This is a genomic window from Ralstonia sp. GX3-BWBA (assembly GCF_003290055.1).
In the GTDB taxonomy this organism is placed as follows: domain Bacteria; phylum Pseudomonadota; class Gammaproteobacteria; order Burkholderiales; family Burkholderiaceae; genus Ralstonia; species Ralstonia holmesii.
The window spans coordinates 61,761-81,008 of the sequence record NZ_QMKS01000009.1; the positions used below are offsets into that span (position 1 = coordinate 61,761).

General features: G+C 65.2%; 15 protein-coding genes. 8 read left to right on the top strand and 7 right to left on the bottom strand.

Going from position 1 to position 19,248, the window contains the following annotated elements; all coding sequences use genetic code 11:
- The first annotated feature begins 25 nt into the window (after positions 1 to 25).
- The gene (locus DOD19_RS07785; RefSeq protein WP_112184987.1) at positions 26 to 2,224 is read left to right on the top strand and encodes a pseudouridine synthase; all 2,199 of its coding nucleotides are present in this window, start codon (positions 26 to 28) and stop codon (positions 2,222 to 2,224) included.
- A 75-nt stretch (positions 2,225 to 2,299) separates the two neighbouring features.
- On the opposite strand, the gene DOD19_RS07790 is transcribed toward DOD19_RS07785, so the two are convergent.
- From DOD19_RS07790 to DOD19_RS07820, 7 genes are all read right to left on the bottom strand, one after another.
- Complete coding sequence (locus DOD19_RS07790; RefSeq protein ID WP_112184989.1) at positions 2,300 to 3,421, bottom strand: hypothetical protein; 1,122 nt, start codon at positions 3,419 to 3,421, stop codon at positions 2,300 to 2,302.
- Positions 3,422 to 3,489: 68 nt separating this feature from the next.
- Complete coding sequence (gene def / locus DOD19_RS07795; protein WP_024975800.1) at positions 3,490 to 4,023, bottom strand: peptide deformylase; 534 nt, start codon at positions 4,021 to 4,023, stop codon at positions 3,490 to 3,492.
- Positions 4,020 to 6,461, bottom strand: a complete 2,442-nt coding sequence (ligA, locus tag DOD19_RS07800) for an NAD-dependent DNA ligase LigA (protein ID WP_112184991.1) — start codon at positions 6,459 to 6,461, stop codon at positions 4,020 to 4,022. The genes def and ligA overlap by 4 nt, the downstream gene beginning before the upstream one ends.
- Before the next feature lie 10 nt (positions 6,462 to 6,471).
- The gene (locus tag DOD19_RS07805; protein WP_024975802.1) at positions 6,472 to 7,686 is read right to left on the bottom strand and encodes a cell division protein ZipA C-terminal FtsZ-binding domain-containing protein; all 1,215 of its coding nucleotides are present in this window, start codon (positions 7,684 to 7,686) and stop codon (positions 6,472 to 6,474) included.
- The gene (gene smc / locus DOD19_RS07810) at positions 7,687 to 11,202 is read right to left on the bottom strand and encodes a chromosome segregation protein SMC (protein WP_112184993.1); all 3,516 of its coding nucleotides are present in this window, start codon (positions 11,200 to 11,202) and stop codon (positions 7,687 to 7,689) included.
- Between the two features lie 249 nt (positions 11,203 to 11,451).
- On the bottom strand, positions 11,452 to 12,498 hold the full coding sequence (locus DOD19_RS07815) for an alpha/beta hydrolase (RefSeq protein ID WP_024975804.1): 1,047 nt from the start codon (positions 12,496 to 12,498) through the stop codon (positions 11,452 to 11,454).
- 37 nt (positions 12,499 to 12,535) lie between these two features.
- The gene (locus DOD19_RS07820) at positions 12,536 to 13,465 is read right to left on the bottom strand and encodes a DMT family transporter (RefSeq protein ID WP_112184995.1); all 930 of its coding nucleotides are present in this window, start codon (positions 13,463 to 13,465) and stop codon (positions 12,536 to 12,538) included.
- 152 nt (positions 13,466 to 13,617) lie between these two features.
- On the opposite strand from DOD19_RS07820, the gene dapC reads away from it, so the two are divergent.
- From dapC to prmB, 7 genes are read left to right on the top strand one after another with little or no spacing between them, the layout of a single operon-like run.
- Positions 13,618 to 14,817 carry a succinyldiaminopimelate transaminase gene (gene dapC, locus DOD19_RS07825; protein ID WP_112185975.1) on the top strand — a complete coding sequence of 400 codons (1,200 nt, stop codon included), beginning with the start codon at positions 13,618 to 13,620 and terminating at the stop codon, positions 14,815 to 14,817.
- A gap of 42 nt (positions 14,818 to 14,859) precedes the next feature.
- The gene (gene dapD / locus DOD19_RS07830) at positions 14,860 to 15,687 is read left to right on the top strand and encodes a 2,3,4,5-tetrahydropyridine-2,6-dicarboxylate N-succinyltransferase (RefSeq protein WP_024975807.1); all 828 of its coding nucleotides are present in this window, start codon (positions 14,860 to 14,862) and stop codon (positions 15,685 to 15,687) included.
- Positions 15,688 to 15,747: 60 nt separating this feature from the next.
- Positions 15,748 to 16,161 carry a hypothetical protein gene (locus tag DOD19_RS07835; protein ID WP_112184997.1) on the top strand — a complete coding sequence of 138 codons (414 nt, stop codon included), beginning with the start codon at positions 15,748 to 15,750 and terminating at the stop codon, positions 16,159 to 16,161.
- A gap of 14 nt (positions 16,162 to 16,175) precedes the next feature.
- Complete coding sequence (locus tag DOD19_RS07840; protein ID WP_112184999.1) at positions 16,176 to 16,520, top strand: arsenate reductase; 345 nt, start codon at positions 16,176 to 16,178, stop codon at positions 16,518 to 16,520.
- A 37-nt stretch (positions 16,521 to 16,557) separates the two neighbouring features.
- Entirely contained in the window at positions 16,558 to 17,709 is a 1,152-nt protein-coding gene (gene dapE, locus DOD19_RS07845) for a succinyl-diaminopimelate desuccinylase (RefSeq protein ID WP_024975810.1), read from the top strand.
- 10 nt (positions 17,710 to 17,719) lie between these two features.
- Positions 17,720 to 18,238 carry a class IV adenylate cyclase gene (locus DOD19_RS07850; RefSeq protein WP_112185001.1) on the top strand — a complete coding sequence of 173 codons (519 nt, stop codon included), beginning with the start codon at positions 17,720 to 17,722 and terminating at the stop codon, positions 18,236 to 18,238.
- 19 nt (positions 18,239 to 18,257) lie between these two features.
- Positions 18,258 to 19,160: a 50S ribosomal protein L3 N(5)-glutamine methyltransferase gene (gene prmB, locus DOD19_RS07855; protein ID WP_112185003.1), complete on the top strand. Its 903-nt coding sequence runs from the start codon at positions 18,258 to 18,260 to the stop codon at positions 19,158 to 19,160.
- Positions 19,161 to 19,248: the final 88 nt, after the last annotated feature.

The window sequence follows — 19,248 nt, forward strand, 5'->3', positions numbered from 1 at the left end:
GCGCCAGCCTTACCGGTCTAGATTCATGACTACCGATTCCGATGATTTCCCCGGCGACGACGACAAGCGCGGCGCCAGCGACCCGACTCAGCGCGCCACCCGCCCGGGCAAGCGTGCCACGCTCGGCGTGCGCCGAGACGACGAAGGCAATGCCGTACGTTCCACAGGCAAGCCGCTGCGCTCGTCTGACCTGAACCGCGAGCGCCAGCCGCTGCGCCAGCCGCTGCGCCCGTCGCAGCGCCGCCCCAAGCCGGAAGATGGTGCCGGTAAGCCGCCCCGCCCCGCACGTCCTCCGCGCCGCGACGACGACGGCCAGACGCGCGACGCCAAGCCGCGCCGCGTACAAGGCGATCGCCCACCGCGTCGTTTTGATGACGAGCGTCCTCCGCGTCGATTCAACGACGACCAGCGGCCGCCGCCCCGTCGCGCTGACGACGAGCGCCCGCCGCGACGCTTCGAAGATCGGCCGCCTCGCCGGTTCGACGACGAGCGCCCTCCACGCCGATTCGACAATGACCGCCCACCGCGACGCTTTGACGATCAGCGCCCGCCCCGTCGTTTCGATGACGAGCGCCCGCGCCGCCAAGGCGACGATCAACGCGCGCCCCGTCGTGAGGGCGATCAACGCCCGCCGCGACGCTTTGACGAGGCGCGCCCGCCGCGACGCTACGGTGACGACCCGCGCCCGCCGCGCCGATTCGACGATGAGCAACGCCCGCCGCGCAAGTTCAGCGACGATCAACGGCCGCCCCGTCGTTTCGACGACGAACGCCCGCGCCGCCAAGGCGACGATCAACGCGCGCCCCGTCGTGATGGCGACCAACGTCCTCCGCGACGCTTTGACGAGGCGCGTCCGCCGCGCCGTTACGGTGACGACCCGCGCCCGCCGCGCCGATTCGACGATGAGCAACGCCCGCCCCGTCGTCGTTTCGACGACGAACGCCCGCGAAGCTACGGCGATGATCAACGCGCGCCCCGTCGTGATGGCGACCAACGGCCTCCGCGACGCTTTGACGAGGCGCGCCCGCCGCGCCGTTACGGTGACGACCAGCGCCCGCCGCGCCGATTCGACGATGAGCAACGCCCGCCCCGTCGTTTCGACGACGAACGCCCGCGACGCTATGGCGATGATCAACGCGCGCCCCGTCGTGATGGCGACCAACGTCCTCCGCGACGCTTTGACGAGGCGCGTCCGCCGCGCCGTTACGGTGACGACCAGCGCCCGCCGCGCCGATTCGACGATGAGCAACGGCCGCCGCGCCGCTATGGCGATGACCGTCCTCCGCGTCGTTTCGATGACGAACGCCCGCCGCGACGCTTTGACAACGACCAGCCGCCGCGCCGCTTCGAAGATCGTCCGACACGTCCGCAACGGCCAGAGCGTGAACGCGAGGAACGCGCTCCGCGCCATGCTGAAGAGCGCGCACCCCGTCAGGCACCGCAAACGGAGTCGAGTGGTTTGGTCCGCCTGTCCAAGCGCATGTCCGAACTGGGTCTGTGTTCGCGCCGCGAGGCCGATGAATGGATTCCGCGCGGCTGGGTGCTGGTGGATGGCGAGCCCGTCACCGAGCTGGGTTCGCGCGTCAAGCCGGATGCGATCATCGAAATCCATCAGTCGGCGCGCTCCGAGCAAGGCGAGCGCGTGACCGTGCTGATGCACAAGCCGGTCGGCTACGTTTCGGGCCAGGCAGAAGACGGCTATCAGCCTGCCGTTTCGCTATTCGTGCCGGAAAACCAATGGGAAGGCGACCCCACGCGCAAGCGCTTCGCGCCTTGGCAACGCCGGGCGTTGGCGCCGGCCGGCCGACTGGATATCGACTCCACCGGCTTGCTGGTGTTGACGCAGGACGGACGCGTGGCGCGCCACCTGATCGGCGAGGATTCGACGGTCGAGAAGGAATACCTGGTGCGCGTGGTGTGGGATTCGCCGAACGGCCTGGTTGAGCGCGATATCTCCAAGGTCTTCCCGGAAGAGCTGATGGAGAAGCTGCGCTTTGGCCTGTCGCTCGACGGCGAAGAACTCAAGCCCGCGAAGGTGAGCTGGCAGAACGAAGAGCAGTTGCGCTTCGTGCTGCGCGAAGGCAAGAAACGCCAGATCCGCCGCATGTGCGAACAGGTGGGACTGGAGGTGGTAGGCCTCAAGCGCATCCGCATGGGCAGCATTGTGCTGGGCGACCTGCCGGTCGGCCAGTGGCGCTTCCTGGGGCCGTTCGAGAAGTTCTGAGGCTGCCTCTGCCCCAATGAAAAAACCGGTCAACGCATTGCGCGCTGACCGGTTTTTTTATGCCTGCCGTCCAGGTTACAGACGCGGAGCCTGGCAGGCGGCCCCGGTGGTGTTGGCCGATGCGGGCATGCCAAACACCGCTTGCGCGCCGCAGCGCGAGCCGAACATCTTCGCTTGGTCGTGGCCAACGCCAACCACTTCGTGCGCCTGGTGGTTGACGCGCCTGCGCCCCGCCATGTGGTGCTCGTAGCGCCAGTAGTTGCGTGCGCGATCCAGGCGCGTCGGGCCTTCGGCCTCGGCACCGCAGAGCTTGTCGAGCACGCGGTGGTTCGGATCGTTGTCGCTCGTGCCGGCCAAGTAGGTCACGTGGCGCTGCGCATATCGGTTGAACAACTGCCGGCCGGTCTTGCCAGCGGCATACGGGACCATGTCGACCATGCCGTACTTGTAGTGGTCATAGTCCGGACAAACGCTGGTGCTGTAGCGTGCAAAGCCCTTGCCGCGCGGACGCTCCGGCGTGAAGTACAGATATGACGACGGATTGGCGACCACGTAGCGCAGATCGATGCCACGCTTGCGGATCGCTTCGTCCACGTTGTTGAGGACGGCGTAGCGTTGCACGATCTGGCCACCGCCCGAATGGCCTGCCACCGTTACGCGCTTGACGTTGGGCGCACGCGCCGGGTCCGTCACGTAGCCGATCAGGTCATCAAGTACCTGGAGCGAACTCAGGTCCGTGTACGGCGCGTTGGTGGCGTTGAAGCCGCCGATCCAGCCATCCACCGACCACACCGGCATGCCGTCGAAACCCTTGCCCTCATCGGGCGTACCGGGAAAGTTCGGGGCAATCAAAAGGACTTCGTCGGGGTTGCGGCCGCTGGCCTGGAGCAGATCGGCGCCCGCGGTGTAGTAATCGTTGCCGTTGCGCTGCAGGCCGTGCTGCATGAATACGACTTCGCGGATGCCGCTCAGATCGCCATCGAGCGGATGGTTGGCGTAGACGAGGAAATCGTAGGCCACGGCATCCGCGCCCAGATGCACGCGTTGCCAGACCGGACCCTGAGGCTTCTGGGCAGCCGGTGCGGCCGCCGTGGTTTCGGGTGCCTGCGGCCCCGCGCACGCAGCCAACCCCAGCATCGCCGTCATGGCGACCCCAAGCGCCAGCCGGCGCCAGCCCCTCAAACCATCGCGCTTCATATCGTCTCCGTGGTGGATGAAACATGCGTCCACCCGCCCCCGCAGGTGCGACGCTCCCGCAGTCTCGATCAGTCGTCGTGATTGGCGGGCAATTCCGGGAACAGCACTTCGGTAAAGCCGAAGCGGGTGAAATCCTTCACGCGCATCGGATACAGCACGCCCTGCAGGTGATCGCATTCATGCTGCACGACACGGGCGTGGAAGCCCTCGGCAATGCGGTCGATGGCGTGACCGTGCTGGTCGAAGCCGGTATAGCGCAGGCGCGTATGGCGCGGCACGACGCCACGCAGGCCCGGCACCGAGAGGCAGCCCTCCCAGCCGTCTTCCATCTCGTCCGAAAGCGGCTCAATGGTGGGGTTGATCAATACCGTCTTGGGCACGGCCGGCGCATCCGGATAACGATCGTTGCGATCGAACCCGAAGATGACGACTTGGAGATCCACGCCGATCTGCGGCGCCGCCAGACCGGCACCCCGCGCCGCATCCATGGTGTCGAACATGTCTTCGATCAGGGCCGTCAGTTCGGGCGTGTGGAAACGCTCGACGGGCTTGGCCACGCGCAGCAGACGGCTGTCGCCCATCTTGAGGATGTTTCGGATCATGCCTGGTCTCCCGCCGGTTTTTTTAACAGCGCGAGCATACCCGCTTCGTCCAGAACCTTCACGTTCAATTCTTCGGCTTTAGCGAGCTTGCTGCCGGCTTCTTCTCCGGCGACAACATAGTCGGTCTTCTTCGACACCGAACCCGATACCTTGGCGCCCGCCGCTTCCAGCATGGCCTTAGCTTCGTCACGCGTGAGGTTGGGCAATGTGCCGGTCAACACGACCGTCTTGCCGGCCAGCACGCCTTCTTCGGTGGCTTCAGCCGGCATGGCGGCAAGCAGCTCGTCGCGCAGCGCGTCGAGCTGCTCCAGTTGCGCGCGATGGTCGTGCGAGCCCAGCCATTCGAGCAGCGACGCGGACACATCCGCCGGCAGCCCGGCCAACTGATCAGGCTCCACGCCGGCCAACTTGACTAGCGTCGGCGCCGCCACAGCCAATTGCTTAGCACGCGCGGCTGTCAGCTTGGGCACCCCAAGCGTGGCGTACAGCTCAACCGGCTCCAGTTTCTCGCGCAGCTTCGCGTTGGGCGCATGCTCGCCTTGCGGGGCGACGCCGGCTTCCAACAGCGCATCCAGCGCCTGCTGATTCTTCGGTTCGGCAAAGAAATCGGCAATGGCTTCAGCCACCGTGGCACCCACGTCGGGCAGCGCCAGCAGCAACGGTGCCGGCGCCCGCCGGATGATGGCAAGACTGCCGAGCCAGTCCGCAAGCGTCTTGGCGGTGGATTCGCCCACGTGGCGAATGCCCAGCGCAAACAGGAAGCGCGCCAGCGGCGGCGTCTTGCTGGCCTGGATACCCTCCAGCAGATTCTCAGCCCACTTAGTGGCGATCTTGCCAGCGGCGACGGTTTCCGGTGTCGCGCCATCGCGCTCATCGGCGCGGCGCTTCATCTCCAGGAAATCTTCGAGCTTGAGCTTGTACAGGTCGGCGATGCCGTGTACGTAGTCCAGTTCGACCAGGTTGTCGATGTAACGCTCGCCCAGGCCTTCGATATCCATCATGCGGCGGCCAGCAAAGTGGCGGATCGCCTCTTTTCGCTGTGCCGAGCAGAACAGCCCGCCTGAGCAGCGGGCCACCGCCTCGCCCTCTTCGCGCACGACGTGCGAGCCGCACACCGGGCACGTCTTCGGCAGTTCGAACGGCGGGTACTTCGGACGCTGCTGCGGATTGAACAAGTCGCTGCCCGGCACGTCATCCATCGGGCGGCGATCGAGCACCACGCCCACCACCTCGGGGATCACGTCACCCGCGCGGCGCACGATCACAGTGTCGCCAATGCGCACATCCTTGCGGCGTACTTCGTCTTCGTTGTGCAGCGTCGCGTTGGTGACCGTCACGCCGCCAACAAACACCGGCACCAGCCGCGCCACCGGTGTGATGGCGCCCGTGCGGCCGACCTGCACGCCGATGGACTCGACGGTGGTCAGCGCTTCCTGCGCCGGATATTTGTGCGCAACTGCCCAGCGCGGCTCGCGCGTGCGAAAACCGAGTTCGCGCTGCAACGCGAGCGAATTGACTTTGTAGACCACGCCGTCGATATCGAACGGCAGGCTGTCGCGCTTGGCGCCAATGGCCTCATGGAACTCGACGAGCCCGTCTCCTCCCTTCACAGCCGCGCGCTCCGAGCTGACCGGAAAACCAAATGCCTGCAGCGCATCGAGCATGCCGGAATGGGTGTCGGGCATGCCTTTCCAGCCGACCACCTCGCCCAGGCCATAGGCGAAGAACGACAGAGGGCGCTCCGCAGCCATCTTCGGATCGAGCTGGCGGACAGCACCGGCCGCGGTATTGCGCGGGTTGACGAAGGTCTTGTCGCCGCGCTCACGCTGACGGGCGTTGAGCTTTTCAAAATCGTCGCGGCGCATGTAGACCTCGCCGCGCACTTCGAGCACGTCGGGCACAACGCCATCAAGCGGATGCACGCCCAGCGGAATCTGCCGGATCGTGCGGATGTTCTGCGTGACGTCTTCGCCTGTGGTGCCGTCACCCCGCGTAGCCGCCTGCACGAGATAACCGCGCTCGTAGCGCAGGTTGATCGCCAGGCCATCGAACTTCAGCTCAGCGGCATATTCGACGGGCGGATCGGTGTCATCGAGGCCCAGTTCGCGGCGTACGCTGGTGTCGAACGCGCGGGCGCCGTTGGGGGTGGTGTCGGTCTCAGTGCGGATCGACAGCATGGGAATGACATGCCTGACCGCCGCAAATTCGGGCAGAACCGCCCCGCCGACCCGCCGCGTGGGCGAGTCCGGCGTCTTCAGCTCGGGATGTTCAGCTTCCAGCGCTTCCAGCTCGCGATAGAGCCGGTCATATTCAGCGTCGGGCACGCTGGGCTGGTCGAGCACGTAATACTCATGGGCGTAGCGGTTCAGCTCAGCGCGCAGCCAAGCTGCCCGCGCCTCGGACGTGGCACCGGACGCGGGTTCTGCAGTCTTGCTCATCGTGCGTCCGTCAGTGGCTGAACAAGCGCACCGCGGTGCTGGAACCGGCCGGGATGCCGCGCGATTCCAGCTTGTCATACAGCACGCGCAGATGCTTCTGGATAGCGACGAACGATTGCTCCGTCAGCGGACGCAGGTTGTCATCCACCACCTGCGCACCCATGCGCTGCGACAGCGTGTAGGCGTATTCGCACACCAGCTTGAACGGCTTGCTCGGCTCTTCCGCCACCGGCACATCGAGCAGCAGCGTGATCTGGCGGCCGGCCTTGACGGTCAGGTCATCGCGCAGGAAATTGGTGTCGCCAAACTGCAGCGTGAACAGTGCGCGCTGCACACCATCGGCGCCCGCATGGAAGCGCGTGAAACGCGTGCCGTCGCGCGAGAGCACAAGGCCGTCTTGCGTGGCCACCGTCTGCACGTACGCGGCCGACCAGGGCGCACCGTCGGAGATCACGCTCACGCCCAGTTGCACATCGCACTCGGCGGCAAACGCGTCGAGTTCGCGCGCATTGGAGATCGTCTCGTTCATGTCCGGCAGTTCCGGCACGGCATCGGCCGCTTCCGACAGCGGATCGATCGCGTTGATGAATTCCGAGAACTCCAGCGCATTCAGCGGGCCGGTGCGGTTGGCCAGTTGCACGGCCACTTGCACGTCGAGGTAGCGCTGACCGGCGCGAATGGCTTCCCATGCATTGGCGGCGGGGTTCAAACCTTCCACGTGGATCTGCTTGGTGCCTGCGCGGCGCAGCTTGGCCAGCGCCGGCAGCAGCCGGTCGCCCGACACTTCACGATCCGGATGCAGCGGCACGATGCAATCGATCAGCGGATCGATCACGCCATTGGCCGGCTCCAGCGAACCCGGGGCAGGTTCGGCAACCTCTTCCGTCTCGGCGGCTTCGAGCACGGCATCGTCGCCCGAAGGCGTGAGCTCAGCGCCGATCACGCCGGCTTCGGTGTCGGCACTGCCCGTGGCGGGAATGTGCGTCTTCGCCGAGAAACCGGGCTCAAGACGCGGTTCAACGCGGTTGGGTTCCTCACGCTCGCCACCCAGGGCGGGCTCGGCGCGCTCGGTCCAACCGTCGCCGCGCGGGGTCTCGTCGGCGGGCGGGTTGTACGCCTCGGGACGCCGCGCCTTGCGGATCTGCCACTGGTTGTACACAACGATCACCAGCACAAACACCACGCCGGCGCCCAGCAGGGCCATCACCAGGTTGTTGTCCTGCATTTATGCTGCCTCCGCCATGGTCAGTGCGGCATCCATATCCACTGCCACGATCCGGGACACACCTTGTTCCTGCATGGTCACACCGATGAGCTGTTGCGCCATTTCCATCGCAATCTTGTTGTGAGATATAAAAACGAATTGGGTCTTGTCGGACATGCGCTTGACCATGTTGGCGTAGCGCTCGGTGTTGGCGTCGTCCAGCGGCGCGTCCACCTCGTCGAGCAAGCAGAACGGGGCCGGGTTCAACTGGAACATCGCAAACACCAGCGCAATCGCAGTCAGCGCTTTTTCGCCGCCCGACAACAGGTGAATCGTCGAGTTCTTCTTGCCCGGCGGCTGCGCCATCACCTGCACGCCCGCGTCGAGAATCTCTTCGCCGGTCATCATCAGCTTGGCCTGGCCGCCGCCGAACAGTGTCGGGAACAGTTCACCAAAGTGATAGTTGACCTGGTCGAACGTACCTTGCAGCAACGCACGCGTTTCCTGATCAATCTTGCGGATGGCGTCTTCGAGCGTGGTGATGGCGTCGGTCAAATCGGCCGATTGGGCATCAAGGAAGCCCTTGCGCTCGCGCGCCGCAGCCAGCTCGTCGAGCGCGGCCATGTTGACCGGGCCGAGCGCGTTGATCGCGTTGTTGATGCGCGTGACTTCACCTTGCAGGTACGAAGGCTTCAGGTCGCCCGTCAGGCGTTCAGCCAGCACGGCTTCGTCCACGTTGGCAGCGGTGAGCTGCTCGGTGAACTGCTCTTGGTTCAGGCGCGCGGCCTGTTCCTTCAATTGCAGTTCGGTAATGCGATCGCGCAGCGGTTGCTGGGCGCGCTCGGCAGTCAGGCGTTGCTCGTCATGTGTGCGTAGCTGCGCCGTCAGCGCATCCAATTCCATGCGTGCCAGCGCGAGCTTTTCTTCCTTCTCGGCACGGCGCTCCAGCGCTTCCTGCAAACCGGTGTGCGCAGTCTGCTCGTTGATGGTTTCCAACTCGGCGCGCGCGTTCTCCAGCGTCAGCACGATCTGCTGCGCCTGATCGCTCGCCACCTGGATGTTGCGCTTCAGTTCCGCAATGCGGTTCTGCAGATTGCGCTCGGCAAAGTGCGCTTCCTGTGCGCCGCGCTCTTGGTCACGTAACGCGTTGCGCGCATCGCTCAGGCGAACTTCGAGTGCCTCGAACGCCTGCTGGCTGTCTTCAAAGCGCGCCTGCATGTCGGCGAGCGCCGCATCGTGCTGCTCGAACGTCGCCTCGGATTCCGCGCGGATGGCACGCTGCTCTTCGATCTGCGCGCGGATCTCATCCAACTCACTGTCGATCTGGCCACTACGCGCGTTGTATCGCTCCATCGCCTGCGACAGCTTGAGCACGTCCATCTGCAGCACGTGCACGCGGCGTGTGGCCTGCTCGGCGCGGGCGCGCACCTGCGTGAGGTTTTGGCTCGCTTGGCTGTAGGCCGCTTCGGCGCGCACGGCAGCGCTCTTGGCTTCGTCGGCCAGCAGCATCTGCGCACGCACCTGCTTGTGCAGGTTCTCGATTTCCTGGGCGCGAGCCAGCATGCCGGCCTGTTCGGAATCGGGCGCGTACAGCTGCACGGATGACCGGCCAATCAAGTGCCCTGCCTTGATGACAAACGTGCCGCCTTCCGGCAGCGTCTGGCGCGCAGCGAGCGCAGCCTGCATATCGTCGGCGATATAGACGTCGGCCAGCCAGTCTTGCAGCACGGCGCGAATGCCCGGCTCCGCTACCTGGACCAGCGACATCAGCGGACGCAACCCCGCCGGCGCCTCCACCGGAAGCGCTGCCGGCGGCGGCGCATAGAAGGCCAGCTTGGCGGGCGGCGCGTCGGCCGCAAACGCCTTGATCCAGTCCAGATTGGAGACTTCGAGCGCGCCCAGCTTCTCGCGCAGCACGGCTTCAAGTGCCGGCTCCCAACCCTGCTCGATCTGCAGCTTCTTCCAGAAGCGCGGCAGCTCGCTCAGTTCATGTTTGGCCAGCCATGGCTGAACCTTGCCGTCGGTCTGCACGCTCTCCTGCAACTGCTTGAGTGCCGCAAGGCGGGCTTCCAGGCTGGCAATGGTGGCGGCTTCCGATTGCACGCGGTCTTGCGCAGCACGGCGTGCCTCGTCGAGCTGCGGCACCTGCGTCTCGGCGTCTTCCAGCGCGGCTTGCGCTTCGGCCAGCACCTCTTCCTGTTCAGCCAGTTCGGCACGCAGCGTTTCGAGCTGCACGTCGTCCGGCTTATCGAGGCCGGATGACTCCTGCGTCAGACGTTCGCGGCGCTGGTCAAGCTGCAGCAAGGCCTGGTCGGCATTGCGCTGGTGCGCGGCTTCGAGTTTGAGCGCCTGTTCCGATTGCAGGATCGCAGCGCGCTGATCGTTCAGCGCGGTCTGCGCATCGCGCCATTGCGCTTCCATGCCAGGGAGTTCGTCGGCTTTGCGCGCAACGTCCTCGGCGGCCTGCGCGGCGCGCTCCTCGGCCATGGCCAACTCTTCCTCGGCCGCGGCAAGGTCTTCCTGCGCCTGCTCGCCCTGTGTATGCCACTGCTCTTGCTGCGCGGTCAGCGTGGCGATCTGCTGCTGGATGCGGTTGCGCGATTCCACCACGTAGCGGATCTCGGCTTCCAGGCGACTGACCTCGGAGTTGGCTTCGTACAGCGCACCCTGCGCGGCGTGCATCGCGTCCGACGACGCGTAATGCGCAACGCGCATCGTTTCGAGTTCGGCCTCGATATGGCGCAACTGTGCGGTCTGCGCTTCAAGGTCGATCTGCGCCTGTTCGATGGCGCGCTGATGGCGTTCCTGCTCGCCCTGCGCTTCACGCTTGCGCAGCAGCCACAGCAGGTGCTGCTTCTCTTCGCCGTCGGCCTGCAGTGTCTGGAAGCGCTGCGCGACTTCGGCCTGACCTTCGAGCTTTTCGAGGTTGGAGCCGAGTTCGCGCAGGATGTCTTCCACGCGCGTGAGGTTTTCGCGCGTATCGGAGAGGCGGTTTTCGGTTTCGCGGCGGCGTTCCTTGTACTTCGACACGCCCGCAGCTTCTTCCAAGAAGATGCGCATGTCATCGGGCTTGGCCTCGATGATGCGCGAGATCATCCCCTGCCCGATGATGGCGTAGGCGCGCGGCCCAAGGCCCGTGCCGAGGAAGATGTCCTGGATGTCGCGGCGGCGCACCGCCTGGTTGTTGATGAAGTACGACGAGGTGCCATCGCGGCTCAGCACGCGCTTGACCGCCACCTCGGCGTATTGGCTCCACTGGCCGGCGGCGCGGCCTTCCGCGTTGTCGAAGACGAGTTCGACGCTGGCCCGGCCAGCCGGCTTGCGCTGGGTCGAACCGTTGAAGATGACGTCCTGCATCGATTCGCCACGGAGTTCCGCAGCGCGTGACTCACCGAGCACCCAGCGCACGGCGTCGATGATATTGGATTTACCGCAACCGTTCGGGCCAACGATGCCGACAAGCTGGCCCGGAACATGAAAATTGGTTGGATCGACGAAAGACTTGAAGCCTGCGAGCTTGATCGAAGAGAGGCGCACGTTGTGTTCGTCTCGAAGGGATCAGAAAAGGGGATAAAGCGGGCGCCCAAGGAACGCGCCTTTGTCATCACATCTGCGCCGTGGAGCGCGAAGTGACAAGGCACGCCCAGGGGCGCGGATGGCGCCATCATACCATTCGCACCCGGTGCTCCCGCCAATCAAATCGCTACAAAAATGGACGAAATTTGCCGCGCAAGAGAGCAAATTGCTGCAAATTTGTAAGCAGTTTCGCCTTCGTGACAAATAGCGTCAGTCCGGGCGGCGCGTGCGCGAACGTTCCGGCGTGGTGAGCCATTCGAGCAGCGCATTGTGCAGCGCATCAGGATCCTGGATTTGGGGCGCATGGCCCGCATCGGGGAATTCCACCAGCGTGGCGCGCGGAATGGCCTTCGCCGCCGCCCGCCCAAGCTCCGGGTAATGACCAAGCTGCGCACGCGCCTCCGGCGGGGCTGCGTCCTTGCCGATGGCCGTGGTGTCTTTCTGGCCGATGAGCAGCAGCGTCCACGGGCGCAACTGGCCGAACTCATAGACGACGGGCTGTGTGTAGATCATGTCGTACAGCAGCGCGGAATTCCACGCCACCAGATCGCGCCCCGGGCCGCGGTACATCCCAGCCAACATCTGCACCCACGGTTCATATTGCGCGCGCCATTGCCCGGCGTAGTACGTGGACTGCTCATAGGCGCGGATGCGCTCGGCGGTGGTCTGCTTCTCGCGCGCGAACCACTGGTCGACGGTCATGGACGGCACGCCTTTGGCCTTCCAGTCTTCCAAGCCGATCGGGTTGATCATCACGAGCCGGGACACCGCGTTCGGATACATCAGCGCGTAGCGCGTCGCCAGCATGCCGCCTGTCGAATGGCCAATCATGATGGCCTGCTCGATCCCAAGCGAGGCCAGCAACGCATGCGTATTGCTGGCCAGTTGCTGGAACGTGTACTGATACGAACGCGGCTTGCTCGATTTGCAGAAACCGATCTGATCCGGTGCGATCACGCGGTAACCGGCACCCGTCAGCGCGGCGATCGTGCCTTCCCAGGTGGCGGCGCAGAAGTTCTTGCCGTGCAGCAGCACGGCCACCTGACCGTTCGGCTGCTTGGGCGCGACGTCCAGGTACGCCATCTCCAGCGCGTTACCCTGCGACTCGAACTTGAAGAGTTTGACCGGGGCCGGGTAATCGAAGCCTTCCAGCCGGGGGCCATACACGGGGCCAGCCTCTGCGGAAGCAGCGTGCACGGCCGTTGCGGCCATTAACAGCGCAACCGTCAGCGCCGTGGAAATCGAGCGAAGCAACATCCGCAACTCCTCGGTTGATTTGCGAAACACCGGCAGCCTACTTGCGCCGCGACAGCCCCGACAATGCGCCCGCCAGGATGATGCACGCTCCGCCCGCCATTTCCTGGGGGGATAGGCGTTCCGCCGTCAGCAGCGCCGACGACACGGCCGCCACCACGATTTCGAACAGCATCAGCAGCGCCGCGCGATTGGCCGGCAAGCGTTGCAGGCCGCGCTGCACCATCGCATTGCCGCCCACCAGCACGCAGGCCATGCCCACCAGCAGCAGCCACGTATTGCCCTGCGAAAAAGCAGCCGGCACCGCGTGCACGCCATCGAGCAGCAGCGCAGCCGGAAAGCCCACCAGCGCGCAGCCCGTGAAGACAACCACGGTGCGCATTTCCGGGCGCATGGTCGGGTGACGTTGCCCCGCCAAGCGCGACAGCACGTTGTTGCACGCAAAAGCGAGCCCTGCAATCAACCCTGCCCATTCCGCCGCTGAGCCCGGCCACGGCGTGCCGGCCTCGCCCGACCACAGCATCATCACCGCGCCCGACAGCGCCAGCGCGAGCAGCACACCGCCGCGCCAGCCCAGCCGCTCGTGCAGCCACAGGCGCGCCAGCAGGGCCGTCCACACGGGCGTCAGGTAGAACAGGAGCAGCACCCGCATGACGGTGCCGTGCACCGTGCCCCAGACGAAGCCCGCGTTGGTGATACCCGCCGCTATCCCGAGCGCCGGAATCAGCCACGACCACTGGAACGTTCCAAAGTGACGACGCAGCACCACCGCAGCCAGCACGGCCGCAGCCGCGCCCGTCATCGAAGAAGCCAGCATGCTGCCAAGCCCCCAGCCGGCCAGCAGGCGGTACGGATACCAGGAAATGCCCCAGACCGACGCGCCCAGGAGGATGAAGAGTGCCGCCGCCCATTGCGGTTCGTGGTGGCTGGCGCTATCCGCTGAGGGCGCCGAAGAAGCAATCGTTGTCATGTGACCAATAAAAAAACGGCGGGAATCCGCCGCTTCCTGCAATGTCCGAGGTGACTGGCCACGCGGCAAGCACACGTTGGCCGTATAATTTCGGGCTTCCCGGCAAGCGCCAAGCTTGCCCGCTGACCAGCCCAACACCGCCGCCCCACACCGTGAATCCGCGCCTGTCTGCCCTGCAGCCGTATCCGTTCGAGAAACTGAAAGCGCTCGTCAAGGACGTGACGCCCAGCGCCGTCCATACGCCGATCAGCTTCGGCATCGGCGAGCCCAAGCATCCGACGCCGGCCCTGGTGAAAGACGCGCTGACGGCAGCGCTCGGCGGGCTGGCGAATTATCCCACGACGCTCGGCTCCGATGCACTGCGACAGTGCATCGCCGCATGGCTGGAACGCCGCTACGGCTTGCCCAAGGTCGATCCGGCCACCGAGGTCATCCCGGTCAACGGCTCGCGCGAGGCGCTGTTCTCGTTCGCGCAGACCGTGATTGACGGCAGCAAGCCGGGCGCGCGCGTGCTGTGCCCGAACCCGTTCTACCAGATCTACGAAGGCTCGGCGCTGCTGGCCGGCGCCACGCCCCTGTTCGCGAACAGCGACCCGGCGCGCAACTACGCGCCCGATTTCGCGGCGATCACGCCGGAAGAATGGCGCAACGTGCAGCTCGTGTTCGTCTGCAGCCCGGGCAACCCGACCGGCGCCGTGCTCACGCTGGAAGACTGGAAACAACTCTTCGCGCTATCCGACGAATACGGCTTCGTCATCGCCTCGGACGAGTGCTATTCCGAAATCTATTTCGACGAGGCCAACCCGCCGCTGGGCGCGCTGCAGGCCGCGCATCAGCTGGGCCGCGGCTTTGACCGCCTGGTGATGTTCTCCAGCCTGTCCAAGCGCTCCAACGTGCCGGGCATGCGCTCCGGTTTCGTGGCCGGCGACGCCAAGCTGCTCAAGGCCTACCTGCTGTATCGCACGTATCACGGCAGCGCGATGAGCCCGTCGGTGCAATCCGCTAGCATCGCTGCGTGGAACGACGAGGCCCACGTGCGCGACAACCGCGCGCAGTACGTCAAGAAGTTCCAGCAGGTCACGCCGATGCTGGCCGAGGTGCTGGACGTGGCCCTGCCCGACGCAGCCTTTTACCTGTGGGCCAACGTAAAACGCACAGGTCTGTCGGACACTGAATTCGCACGCCAACTGCTGGCGGCCAAGAACGTCGCCGTGCTGCCGGGCAGCTACCTCGCTCGCGAGGCGCACGGCACGAATCCGGGCCAGGACTATGTGCGCATCGCGCTGGTAGCCGGCGTGGACGAATGCTTGGAAGGCGCCCGCCGCATCGTCGAGTTCTGCCAGCAGCGCTGACCCCTTACCCTTTTTCGAATTTCTCCTAGAGCGAACACAGCCATGACGCAACAACTGCAATCCCTGATCGATCAAGCGTGGGAAGACCGCGCCAACCTGTCGCCCAAGGCCGCTCCGGCCGATGTCCGTGAAGCCGTCGCCAACGTGATCGGCCAGCTCGATCGTGGCGCGCTGCGTGTGGCCGAGAAGAAGGACGGCGAGTGGATCGTCAATCAGTGGATCAAGAAGGCCGTGCTGCTGTCGTTCCGCCTGGAAGACAACGCCCCGATGGCTGCTGGTGGCTTTACGCAGTTCTACGACAAGGTGCCGAGCAAGTTCGCCAACTACACGGCTGAAGACTTTGCCGCTGGCGGCTTCCGCGTGGTGCCGCCGGCTGTGGCGCGCCGTGGCTCGTTCATCGCCAAGAATGCCGTGCTGATGCCGTCGTACGTGAACATCGGCGCTTATGTTGACGAAGGCACGATGGTCGACACGTGGGCCACCGTCGGTTCGTGCGCACAGATCGGCAAGAACGTTCACCTGTCGGGCGGCGTGGGCATTGGCGGCGTGCTGGAGCCGCTGCAGGCCAACCCGGTCATCATCGAAGACAACTGCTTCATCGGCGCGCGCTCGGAAGTGGTCGAAGGCGTGATCGTCGAAGAAAACTCGGTGATCTCGATGGGCGTGTATCTGGGCCAGTCGACCAAGATCTACGACCGCGAAACCGGTGAAGTCAGCTACGGCCGCATTCCCGCGGGCTCGGTGGTGGTGGCGGGCAACCTGCCGTCGAAGGATGGCACGCACAGTCTGTACTGCGCGGTGATCGTCAAGAAGGTCGACGCGAAGACGCGCGCCAAGGTTGGCCTGAACGAGCTGCTGCGCGGCGACTGAGCGCCAGCGCAAGGCATGCCTGCTAGGCTTGCAGGCATGCCAACCACTTGAAGCGCAGCCATGTCCGAACGCAATGCCATCGGCACCCGCTTCGGCAAGCTGCGCCAACGCATCATGGGTCTGGATCCAAACACCATCGGTACTGTCCTGTCGCTGCTGCCAACCATCCTGGAGCAGGCGAACAAGACCATCGACAAGTTCAAGAACCGCAAGAAGACCGGCGCCGACGCTGCCCGCGCAGAGGGCGCCGTGCCCGACCCGAATACACGGATTGCCGAGCTGGAAGCGGCGATCCTGCAGCAGGCCGAATCCGTCAAGCTGCTGGCCGAACAGCACGCCATCACCATCGACGCCCTGCGCGATGAAGCCGCGCGGCTGGAGCGCCGCCTCAAGCGCATGACGTGGCTGGCGTCTGTCGGTTTTGCACTGGCCGTTGCAGCCCTCTCCTTTGCCCTGCAAGCCTCTCGACACTGATAGCGAATCCCACCATGACGACCCTGCATGGCATCCCCAATTGCGACACCGTGAAGAAAGCCCGCACGTGGCTCGAATCGAACGGCGTTGCCTACACCTTTCACGATTTCAAGAAGCAGGGCGTGAGCGCCGACATGCTGGCCGGCTGGCTCAAGCATGTGCCGCTCACCACGCTGCTCAATCGCAAGGGCACCACGTGGCGCGCCCTGTCGGATGCCGACAAGACGCGTGCCGAAGACGAGGCTGGCGCCATCGCGCTGATGCAGGCCAACCCATCGCTGATCAAGCGTCCGGTGCTGGTGCACGGCAAGACCGTCAACGTCGGCTTCTCGGCGGATCAGTACACCGCCCTGTTCTAACCACAACAACATCACCGTGACCGTCGTCATGTCGAACATGCTGCCCACGCTTGCCCTCACCGAAGACCTGATCCGCCGCCGCTCTGTCACGCCCGAAGACAAGGGCTGCCAGGACGTGCTGATCGAACGCCTGACCGCTGCCGGCTTCGAATGCGAAACCGTGGTCAGTGGCCCGGACCACTTTCGCGTGACCAACCTGTGGGCCGTCAAGCGCGGCCGGGCTGGCACGGATGGCAAGCTGCTCGTCTTTGCGGGCCACACCGATGTGGTGCCCACCGGCCCGGTTGAGCAATGGCACTCCGATCCGTTCGAACCCACGCACCGCGACGGCAAGCTCTACGCGCGCGGCGCGGCAGACATGAAGACGTCGATTGCAGGCTTCGTGGTGGCATCGGAAGAATTCGTTGCCAAGCATCCCGACCACGCCGGCTCGATCGGCTTCCTGATCACCAGCGACGAAGAAGGCCCGGCGCACGACGGCACCGTCAAGGTGTGCGACCTGCTGCGCGCGCGCGGCGAGCGCCTCGATTACTGCGTGGTCGGTGAACCGACGTCGGTGTCGACGCTCGGCGACATGGTGAAGAACGGGCGACGCGGTTCGCTGTCGGGCAAGCTCACGGTCAATGGCGTGCAAGGCCACATTGCCTATCCGCACCTGGCCAAGAACCCGATCCACCTGGCTGCCCCGGCGCTGGCCGAACTCGCTGCCGCCAAGTGGGATGACGGCAATGCATACTTCCCGCCGACCACGTGGCAGATGTCGAACATCCATGGCGGCACGGGTGCGACGAACATCATTCCCGGCCATGTCACGATCGACTTCAACTTCCGCTTCTCGACCGCGAGCACGCCGGACGGGCTGAAGGCGCGCGTGCACAGCATCCTCGACGCGCACGGCCTTGACTACACGCTCGACTGGACGCTGGGCGGCGAGCCCTTCCTGACCGAGCGCGGCGACCTGTCCGAAGCCCTCTCCTCCGCCATCCAGGCCGAGTGCGGCGTGACCACCGAGCTGTCGACCACGGGCGGCACGTCGGACGGCCGCTTCATCGCCAAGATCTGCCCACAGGTGATCGAGTTCGGGCCGCCGAATGCGAGCATCCACAAGATCGACGAACACGTGGAGGTGGCTTTCATCGAGCCGCTGAAAAACGTGTATCGCCGCGTCTTGGAAACCTTGATCGCCTGAGGTTGCCCATATGGCGCGCAACGTCGAGATCAAGGCGCATGTGCGCGATGTGGCAGCCCTCATTGAGCGCGCGGCTGCCATTGCGGATTCGGGCCCCGAACGCATCGACCAGGACGATACGTTTTTCGCCTGTGCGAACGGACGCCTGAAGCTGCGGCAGTTCTCGCCCGAGCGCGGCGAGCTGATCCACTACTTCCGCGCTGACAGCGCCGGCCCGCGCGTGTCGAACTACCACATCGTTCCGACCACTGCGCCCGACGCCCTGCGCGACACGCTGGCCGCCGCCATCGGCACCGCCGGCCGCGTCATCAAGGTGCGCCAGCTGTATCTCGCCGGTCAGACGCGCATTCATGTGGATGCGGTGCAAGACCTCGGCGATTTCGTCGAGCTTGAGGTCGTGCTGCACGATACGCAATCCGAAGACGACGGTGTGAGGATCGCCCATCAACTGATGCACTCCCTCGGCATTGCCGAATCCGACCTGCTCGACGTAGCCTACGTCGACCTGCTCGCTGCCACCCCACGCTGAGCCACATTTCACGCCACCCATGACCACGCCTACCCTGCCCGCCTCCCACCCGTTCACGACGGTTCGCGACCTGCTGCGCTTTGCCGTGTCGCGCTTCACCGCCGCCGGCCTTGTTTTCGGCCATGGCAGCGAAAACGCCTACGACGAAGCCGCATACCTGATCCTGCACACGCTGCATCTGCCGATCGACACGCTGGAGCCGTTCATGGACGCGCGCCTGCTGCCCGAAGAAGTCGCTGCCGTGCTGAAGGTGATCGAGCGCCGCGCCGTCGACCGCGTGCCCGCCGCCTACATCACGCACGAAGCGTTCATGCACGGCATGCGCTTCTACGTGGATGAACGCGTGATCGTGCCGCGCAGCTTCATCGGCGAATTGCTCGAAGACGGGCTGGAGCCGTGGATTGATCAGGAGGACGGCCCGACCGATGTGCTGGAGTTGTGCACCGGTTCAGGCTGCCTGTCGATCCTGGCTGCGCTGCAGTGGCCCAATGCAACCATCGACGCGGTGGACCTGTCGCCGGACGCACTGGTGGTGGCCAATCGCAACGTCGCGGATTACCACCTGGAAGAGCGCATCCGCCTGCACGAAGGCGATCTGTATGCGCCGCTGCCGCCGGGCGTGCATTACGACGTGATTCTGACGAACCCGCCGTACGTGAACGAGACGTCGATGCAGGCACTACCGCCGGAATACCACGCCGAGCCGCGCATGGCCCTGGCAGGCGGCACCGACGGTATGGACATCGTGCGTCGCATTCTGGCCGACGCACCACGCCATCTGAAGCCGCACGGCGTGCTGGTGGTGGAAATCGGCAACGAGCGTGAAAATGTTGAAGCGGCGTTCCCCGATCTTGATTTGGTCTGGCTGCCCACAAGCGCCGGCGAAGACCAGGTATTCCTGGTCACGCGCGAGGCGCTTTAAGACGCTGCGCCAGGCGCGCCTCCTGCCATTGCAGCCGGCGCGTTCCGTATCGCTGGCAAGGCAGCATCCGCTGCCCGAACAGCCGCAA

Excerpts from the sequence above, each read along its gene's own strand:
- DOD19_RS07785 (WP_112184987.1), top strand. The coding sequence starts at position 26 with ATGACTACCGATTCCGATGATTTCCCCGGCGACGACGACAAGCGCGGC.
- DOD19_RS07790 (WP_112184989.1), bottom strand. The coding sequence starts at position 3,421 with ATGAAGCGCGATGGTTTGAGGGGCTGGCGCCGGCTGGCGCTTGGGGTC.
- def (WP_024975800.1), bottom strand. The coding sequence starts at position 4,023 with ATGATCCGAAACATCCTCAAGATGGGCGACAGCCGTCTGCTGCGCGTG.
- ligA (WP_112184991.1), bottom strand. The coding sequence starts at position 6,461 with ATGAGCAAGACTGCAGAACCCGCGTCCGGTGCCACGTCCGAGGCGCGG.
- DOD19_RS07805 (WP_024975802.1), bottom strand. The coding sequence starts at position 7,686 with ATGCAGGACAACAACCTGGTGATGGCCCTGCTGGGCGCCGGCGTGGTG.
- DOD19_RS07815 (WP_024975804.1), bottom strand. The coding sequence starts at position 12,498 with ATGTTGCTTCGCTCGATTTCCACGGCGCTGACGGTTGCGCTGTTAATG.
- DOD19_RS07820 (WP_112184995.1), bottom strand. The coding sequence starts at position 13,465 with ATGACAACGATTGCTTCTTCGGCGCCCTCAGCGGATAGCGCCAGCCAC.
- dapD (WP_024975807.1), top strand. The coding sequence starts at position 14,860 with ATGACGCAACAACTGCAATCCCTGATCGATCAAGCGTGGGAAGACCGC.
- DOD19_RS07835 (WP_112184997.1), top strand. The coding sequence starts at position 15,748 with ATGTCCGAACGCAATGCCATCGGCACCCGCTTCGGCAAGCTGCGCCAA.
- DOD19_RS07840 (WP_112184999.1), top strand. The coding sequence starts at position 16,176 with ATGACGACCCTGCATGGCATCCCCAATTGCGACACCGTGAAGAAAGCC.
- dapE (WP_024975810.1), top strand. The coding sequence starts at position 16,558 with ATGCTGCCCACGCTTGCCCTCACCGAAGACCTGATCCGCCGCCGCTCT.
- DOD19_RS07850 (WP_112185001.1), top strand. The coding sequence starts at position 17,720 with ATGGCGCGCAACGTCGAGATCAAGGCGCATGTGCGCGATGTGGCAGCC.
- prmB (WP_112185003.1), top strand. The coding sequence starts at position 18,258 with ATGACCACGCCTACCCTGCCCGCCTCCCACCCGTTCACGACGGTTCGC.